This is a genomic window from Armatimonas sp., assembly GCF_031410135.1.
Lineage (GTDB): Bacteria > Armatimonadota > Armatimonadia > Armatimonadales > Armatimonadaceae > Armatimonas.
In genome coordinates, this window is the sequence record NZ_JANNYP010000625.1 from 1 (window position 1) to 6,697 (window position 6,697).

The 6,697-nt window shown below is 58.6% G+C and carries 5 protein-coding genes and 1 other RNA gene; 2 read left to right on the top strand and 4 right to left on the bottom strand.

Annotated elements, in window-relative coordinates; genetic code table 11:
- Positions 1 to 2,176, top strand: a 2,176-nt coding sequence (locus tag RMO15_RS22875; protein ID WP_309717753.1) for a S41 family peptidase, incomplete at its 5' end; no start/stop codon positions are given.
- A gap of 42 nt (positions 2,177 to 2,218) precedes the next feature.
- Here the strand turns inward: RMO15_RS22875 and rnpB are convergent.
- The 4 genes from rnpB to RMO15_RS22895 all read right to left on the bottom strand — a co-directional run bounded on the left by rnpB (position 2,219) and on the right by RMO15_RS22895 (position 5,869).
- Positions 2,219 to 2,560, bottom strand: an RNA gene (gene rnpB / locus RMO15_RS22880) — RNase P RNA component class A.
- A gap of 5 nt (positions 2,561 to 2,565) precedes the next feature.
- Positions 2,566 to 3,825, bottom strand: a complete 1,260-nt coding sequence (locus RMO15_RS22885; protein ID WP_309717756.1) for a DUF2254 domain-containing protein — start codon at positions 3,823 to 3,825, stop codon at positions 2,566 to 2,568.
- 6 nt (positions 3,826 to 3,831) lie between these two features.
- Entirely contained in the window at positions 3,832 to 4,662 is an 831-nt protein-coding gene (locus RMO15_RS22890; protein ID WP_309717759.1) for an MBL fold metallo-hydrolase, read from the bottom strand.
- Positions 4,663 to 4,699: 37 nt separating this feature from the next.
- Positions 4,700 to 5,869, bottom strand: a complete 1,170-nt coding sequence (locus tag RMO15_RS22895) for a transposase (RefSeq protein WP_309717762.1) — start codon at positions 5,867 to 5,869, stop codon at positions 4,700 to 4,702.
- 149 nt (positions 5,870 to 6,018) lie between these two features.
- On the opposite strand from RMO15_RS22895, the gene RMO15_RS22900 reads away from it, so the two are divergent.
- Complete coding sequence (locus tag RMO15_RS22900; protein ID WP_309717765.1) at positions 6,019 to 6,393, top strand: Holliday junction resolvase-like protein; 375 nt, start codon at positions 6,019 to 6,021, stop codon at positions 6,391 to 6,393.
- Positions 6,394 to 6,697: the final 304 nt, after the last annotated feature.

Here is a 6,697-nt window from a genome sequence, read left to right on the forward strand (position 1 = left end):
GCGCGAGAGTGATCTTGCCTGGTCACCCGACGGCAAGACTCTGATCTATGTCAAAGACGGTGACTTCTACGCTCTTACCAGCACCGACACTGACGAGCCCAAGCTTAGCAAGTCGCTCAAGCGCACCAGCACGCGCCTCACCAGCACAGCCGCCCCCGAGAGCAGCCCACACTTCTCGCCCGATGGGAAGAAGCTGGCCTACGGTCGCGGCAAGGGCGAGCTGGTTATCGCCGATGCCGACGGTAAAAACGACAAAGTAGTGATCAAAGTCCTGAACCTGCAAGAGATCAACTGGTCGCCCGACGGCAAGTGGCTGACCTTCTCTGCGGAGGACGAAGAGTTCAACAGTGAGATCTTTGTGCTCTCGCTTGAGCCGGGTAGCAAGCCCATCAATGTCAGCCGCCACCCGCGCAACGACTATGCACCGTCGTTCTCGCCCGATGGGAGTAAGCTGATCTGGATGAGCGAGCGCGCCGAGCGACAGTTCGATATCTTCTGGGTCTACCTAAAGAAAGACGACGATGAGCGCACGCCCGAGGGCTGGCAACGGCTGAAGGAAAAGAAGAAACCCAGCGGCCCACCAACTGCGCCTCCTACAGTTGCCCCTGGTGCCCCACCATTGGCTCCCCCGAACTCGGGGGCGGGGGGGGGAACTAGTGTGGTTGTGGATGCTGAGAGGATTCATGAGAGAACGCGCCGCCTCACCGCCTCGCCGTTCAATGAAACGGGGCCGGTGGTGACGGCAAGCCCGGATGGCTCGACTCTGGTCGCGTTCTCCGCAGGGCCAGAGATTCAGCTTGCCACCATTGCCGATGGGGCACCCGCGCCGCCGCCGCGCCGTATGGCGGCGGGAGGGAGTGGGCTCACCTGGGCCAAGGGAACCCTGTTCTATCTCGCACAGGGCGGCACGATTGCAGCGGCCTCGCCCGCGGCTCCCGAGGCACGCCCGGTGGCATTCCGGGCCAAGCTGACGGCAGATAAGCGCGAGCTACAAAAAGCGGTCTTCGAAGAGGCATGGGAAGTGATGAACCAGGTCTTCTACGATCCGAAGTTCCATGGTGCCGACTGGCCTGCTCTGCGCGAAAAGTACCGCCCCATCGCCGCCGCTGCCTCGGACCCGATGGACTTCTACGACGTGATCCGCTTGCTCATGGGCCACCTGAACTCATCGCATATCGGCATTACCCCCGGCATTATCTCCGATGGGGGAGCCACCGCGATCCCGACGGGCCTGCTGGGAACGGTCTGGGACGAGAGCTACACCGGCCCTGGCCTCAAAGTGGTGCGTGTCCTAAAAAGCAGCCCCGCCGACCGTGCAGAGTCCAAGTTGCTTCCTGGCGAGATTGTCGTGGCGATTGGGGGAACCACCCTCACCGCAGACACCAACCCGGATGAGCTACTCGCCGATACGGTGGGGGAGAAGCTTCCGCTGACCGTCAAAGGCACCGATGGTAAAGAGCGCGAGGTCTTGATCGTCCCGATCGCTACTACTGCCGTGGGGAGCCTCCTCTACGACGACTGGACTTCCTCGCGTCAGGAGCTAACCCACAAGCTTAGTGATGGCAAGCTCGCCTATCTCCACATTCAGGGGATGGACAAGCTCAGCCAGGATAAGTTTGAGGCGGGACTCTATGCCGAAGCTTATGGACGCGATGCCTTGCTGATCGATGTCCGTGACAATGGGGGTGGCTCGACGGCAGACTACTTGCTGACGATGCTCTCTCAGCCACGCCACGCCTACACCATTGCTCGCGACGGCGCTCCCGGCTACCCGACAGACCGACTTCCCTACTACCCCTGGCGCAAGCCTGCGGGCCTGCTGATCAATGAGAACAGCTACTCCAACGCGGAGATCTTTGCCCACGCCTTCAAGCAGCTAGATCGTGGCCCGATCTTTGGCATTTCGACCTTCGGAGCGGTGGTCTCAACCGGAGCTTCCACACTACTGGATGGCTCCCAGATTCGCACACCTGGTCGTGGCTGGTGGCGCGTGACCGACGGAGTGAACCAGGAGCACACCGGCGCGGAGCCCGATACCAAGATCGAGATCAGCCTTGCCGATGAGCTCGCAGGCCGAGATCCTCAGCTAGAAGCCGCCGTGAAGGCACTTCTGGGGAAAGCAAAGCCCGTGAAGCTCCCCGATCCCAAGCCAGGACGGCTCAGCACAAAAAAATAGGTTTCCCCCCTAACCCTCGTCAGACGGGGGTTAGGGGGCGGAGTTTGGAGCGGGCCTATAAGCCGGGTTCTGTGTTTGTGTGGTCATCTATCTGCGACGCCCGTTACCGTGCGCCTCTTGCGGTCTACCGGAAGGCTCGGCGAGCCGCGTCAGCACCTTCCTTGACCTTGCTTCGAGTGGGGTTTGCCGGGCCGGTACGTCACCGCACCGCCGGTGCGCTCTTACCGCACCATTTCACCCTTACCGCACAAAAATGCGCGGCGGTATCTTTCTGTTGCACTTTCCGTCGGGTCGCCCCGCCAGGCCGTTAACCTGCACCCTGCCCTGCGAAGCCCGGACTTTCCTCAGACAGCTTGCGCTCCCTGCGACCACCCGTCCCGCTCCAGCGGCTATTCTATCAGGAAATTTGCACAGCGCTCTAAAACTCGCTCACGGTCTGCCAGGTTGGGAAGGCCCGTCGCTTCGGCTTGGACGGCTTGCGCATGGGTACGGAGCACCCCGCGCTGCTCTGGCGTGAGCGTAGCGTGCTCCGAGACAAAGACCAGTGCATCCATGATCCGAATCAGCACCTCAGCGCAGCCCCGGCTGTACTGCCGGATCAGATGAAACGCCGCCCCGCAGAGGCTCTCGAACGTAGGGACGGGGCGGATAAGGCGTAGCGTGCCGCTTGCATCGGTGCGACAGGGGGAGGGGAGACCGTGGCGCAGCGTGTGGCTGAGCAAAACGCCCAAGCGGTCCAGGCAGTTGATCGCCGTAAACGGGTCGTTGATCGCAGGGGACATCGCCCGTACCGCGATCTCCACCAGCTGGTTCAAGCCAAACTCGATGTCCTGGTTCGGGAGCCGCTGGGAACCGATGACGATAAAGCGCAGGGGATCTCCTGCAAGCCCATCCTGCACCCAGCCGATAGTCTCCCCATCGCCGACGTAGGAGCCGGGCTGGACGCGAAGCTGCACCTGAGTGCTTTGCTCGGTGGCAAGCTGGATCAGACCGACGTCGTCTATGGCCTGCACGTAGCCCGTAGTGCGAGCCACTAGCGGCGTGCCCTCAGGTTTCGGAATCGGGAGCTCGTGGAGGCTCGGCAGGGCAAAGGCCGCAATCGCGCGCTCTACGTCGTCGGCGACCTCATCAATCACCACAGGAGCCTGGAGCGAAGCCGCAACATTGTGGATAAAGAAGACCAATAGCGCAAAACAGGCTAGCGCCAGCGCTAGCGCACCCGTGGTGGCAATGTGCGGCAGGTTGGGAATATCCCCCTCCGGCGAGAGCGTGAAGAGCACCGCGAGGCAGTAGACAAATGTCCCAAAGTACGCCGCCAGCGTTACCTGCGTGATCGTGTCGCGTAGGAAGTTGCGCAACAGCCGCGAGCCGTACTGTGAGGCTGCAATCGAGAGGGGAACCGTGGTGAGCGAGAACACCACGCCCGCCACACTCAGCGTCGTCGTGGCAACTGTGAGGAGTGTGTTGCGCTCCGTCTCCGCCGGACCAATATATAAAAACGGGCTATGGGCCAGAGCAGCATCGGGAATGGCAGCATCCAAAGCGAGAAGCACTCGCGCGAGAACAACCGCTCCTACGGAAAAGGCGAGTGGGAGGAACCAGTAGCCGGAGCGCAGGTGGTCAAGGTAGTAGTGGAGACGTGTCGGCATAGATTTTTAGTTGAGCGTGAGCCGCTCGCCCGCACGAAGCACGCGATACGGCTGCCCGAGGCGCTCACACGTGGCGATAAAGAGTTCGGGAGACTCGGTGTTGAAGGAGAACATTTCGTAGTGGCCCGGAATCGCAAGCTTGGCCCCAATGGCTTTCGCCAGAGTCGCAGCCTCATCGCCCCAGAGGTTACCCGAGACATGGCGCTCGGGGAGGCGACCATTGATCGGCAGCAGCGCGAGGGTGGGGGAGTAGAGAGCAAGTAGAGCTTCCATGCCCTCATAAGGAATCGTATCACCGCTGTGATAGAGCGCCCACGGGCCGATCGCGATGATAAATCCGGCGTAGCAGGGGAGCAAATCTTCGTGTGCCGCGGGGACCGCCGTGACGTACACACCAGAGTGCTTGACGGTATTGCCGACCTCCACATCCCTCAAGCGTAGATCATCTGTTTGCCAGCCCAGGCGCTCTGAGGCAAACTTGGTGTTTGCCTCAGGAAGAACGAGTACTGCCTCAGGGTTTGTGGCGAAAATCGGAAGGAGTGTCTCGGCATCTAAATGATCCGTGTGGTTGTGACTGCTGGTAATAAGTGAGATCTGCGTCAGAAGCTCCGGGGCGATCACGCGCTCCGTCAGGCGGGTGTGGGGCTTGTCCGTAGCGGCGTATTTTTCCGTCAGCGAGTCGGAGAGATACGGGTCGAGGAGGAGGCGTGTCTGGCCATGGATCACCAGATAGCCGCTCTGGCCGAGCCACCAGAGATGGAGCGCCTCAGGCTGGCTGGCGCACGCGGCGTCCACGTCGGCGAGAAACGCGGCGTCTTTGAGAAACGGAACGATCATGCCGTATTGTACACTGTGGCTGTAACTTATCCTCCAGCTAAGCACCCAGAGGGTACCCGGAGGCTTTGACAGTGGAGGCAGGCTTTCCGAAGGTACCAACCTTCGCGTTGCCCGCTTCCCCGTCTATAGGGCGAGTTACATCGCCCCGTGCCTTGAACGCAATATTCAGAGCTGCATTGCAGTCTGCATTGAGTTCAAGGCCACATTCTAAACATTGGAATTTGCATTGAGATTTTCGATTATGCTTATCGCAGTAGCCACAGACAGAACAAGTACGGGAGGTGTTGCGTGGGTCAACCAGAACCACGGGCACTCCCGCACGTCTCGCCTTGTAGGTGACAAACTGTTTAAGCTGATCGAAACTCCAGTTTCCAAGCTCAAAACGCATTTCTCTGTTCATAACCGAAGCCCACTCCCGAATACCTGTCAGGTCTTCAAGGGCGATTGCCTTACCAGAGACAGCCGCCGATTCGACAAGGCGACGGCTGATATTGTGATTCACCCAACGAGTGAACCGAGACTGACGGCGGCGCAACTTTTGAAGGTGACGCTTTGCCGACTTAGAACCATGCTTTTTAGCTGTGTGTTGAAGCCCTGCTTTGAGCTTTCGCATTCGGCGACGGAGGGAGCGGATAGCCTCCCCACTGTACTGGTTTCCTTCGCTGTCCGAAGCGATTTGAACAATGCCAAGGTCTACACCCAAAAACTCGGTAGCCTCTTGCATCGGAGCTTCTGGAATGTCACAGACCACCACCAAGTAAAACTCACCACCGATGTAGCAAAGATCGCATTCGCCTTTTTGAGTCAGAAGCATTTCTTTCTGAATCTCTCCAGCGGCGAAGGGAATCTTCACGCGTCCGGCAACCGTCCAGAGCGAAATTTGGCTCTCCTGTGTGAAGAAGGTCAAGATGCGGGAATCGTAGGCGATAGAACCCGTGGGGCGAAAGTCTCGCTTCGTGAACTTATCCAGTTTATAAGAGTCGGCGACTTTGGCATTACAGCGAATAATCAACTGAGAAGCCAGCCCGAACTCCTCGCGGATGTTGTGATAACAGGTGGCGTGAAGGTCAAACTGCTTGAAACACTTGTTTTTCCATGCGAACTCAGACATGCGGTTGCAAGCCTCATTCGCCTTTTTGAGAGTGGCGAGAAGGACTTGCTTTTGCTGGCAAGAAGCAAGGAGCTTGATCTGTGCAACGAGCTTCACTATCGTGTTACTCCAGTTCGTCTCTCAAAAGCGGAAACTAAAGGTAAAAATAATTTGAAAAATCAATCGCGGGTACTTCCATGCGGTTCCCGATTCCTCCCACGGATAAACGCCCAGAGGGCACCCGGGGTTTCCTCGGAGGTTGTTTTATGAATCCGCTGCTTGTGCTCTCTGGTGTCTGCCTTGTCCTGCTTCTGGTGATCGCTGTCCTGGCCAAACGCGTCCGGGCTCTTTCCGATCAGCTCTCGGATGCCGATTTTCAGCAGCGCTCGCTCTCCACTACCTATGGCAAGATCACCGAGCAGTGGTTTCCGCTGATGGAGCAGTACCCTTATGACCCGCAGGGCTTTCGGTTTCTGGGCTCGCCCATAGATGGCGTGCAGTTCGAGGAAGACCGGATAGTCTTTGTGGAGTTCAAGGCCAATCGCAGCCAGCTTGCCAAGAACCAGCGGCGCTTCCGTGATCTCGTCGAGGCAGGTGAGGTCTACTTCGAGGAGTTTCGATTTACGGAACCTGCGGATTGAGCCTACAGTCAGAGTAACAACAGGCCGAAAATAGGTCTAGCGTGAGGCAAATCACAGTTAAAAAACGGCGGCGTCGCCGGAATTGAGGGAATCTGCATGATAAACTGGAAAGCAACTTCCGAAGGAAATCAGACAATGACGACAGTGAGTAAGAAAGCCTATTGGGTTGTGGGAATTGTGGCCGCGACCGCATCCGCCGCGACAGCGGCATATTTGATCTGGTCGCGTGGTAAGAAAGCCGGTGTCGAGGCCGCCTCCGATACCGTCGAGGATCTGCTCGATCGCTGCCACGACCAAGTTCAGC

Excerpts from the sequence above, each read along its gene's own strand:
- RMO15_RS22885 (WP_309717756.1), bottom strand. The coding sequence starts at position 3,825 with ATGCCGACACGTCTCCACTACTACCTTGACCACCTGCGCTCCGGCTAC.
- RMO15_RS22890 (WP_309717759.1), bottom strand. The coding sequence starts at position 4,662 with ATGATCGTTCCGTTTCTCAAAGACGCCGCGTTTCTCGCCGACGTGGAC.
- RMO15_RS22900 (WP_309717765.1), top strand. The coding sequence starts at position 6,019 with ATGAATCCGCTGCTTGTGCTCTCTGGTGTCTGCCTTGTCCTGCTTCTG.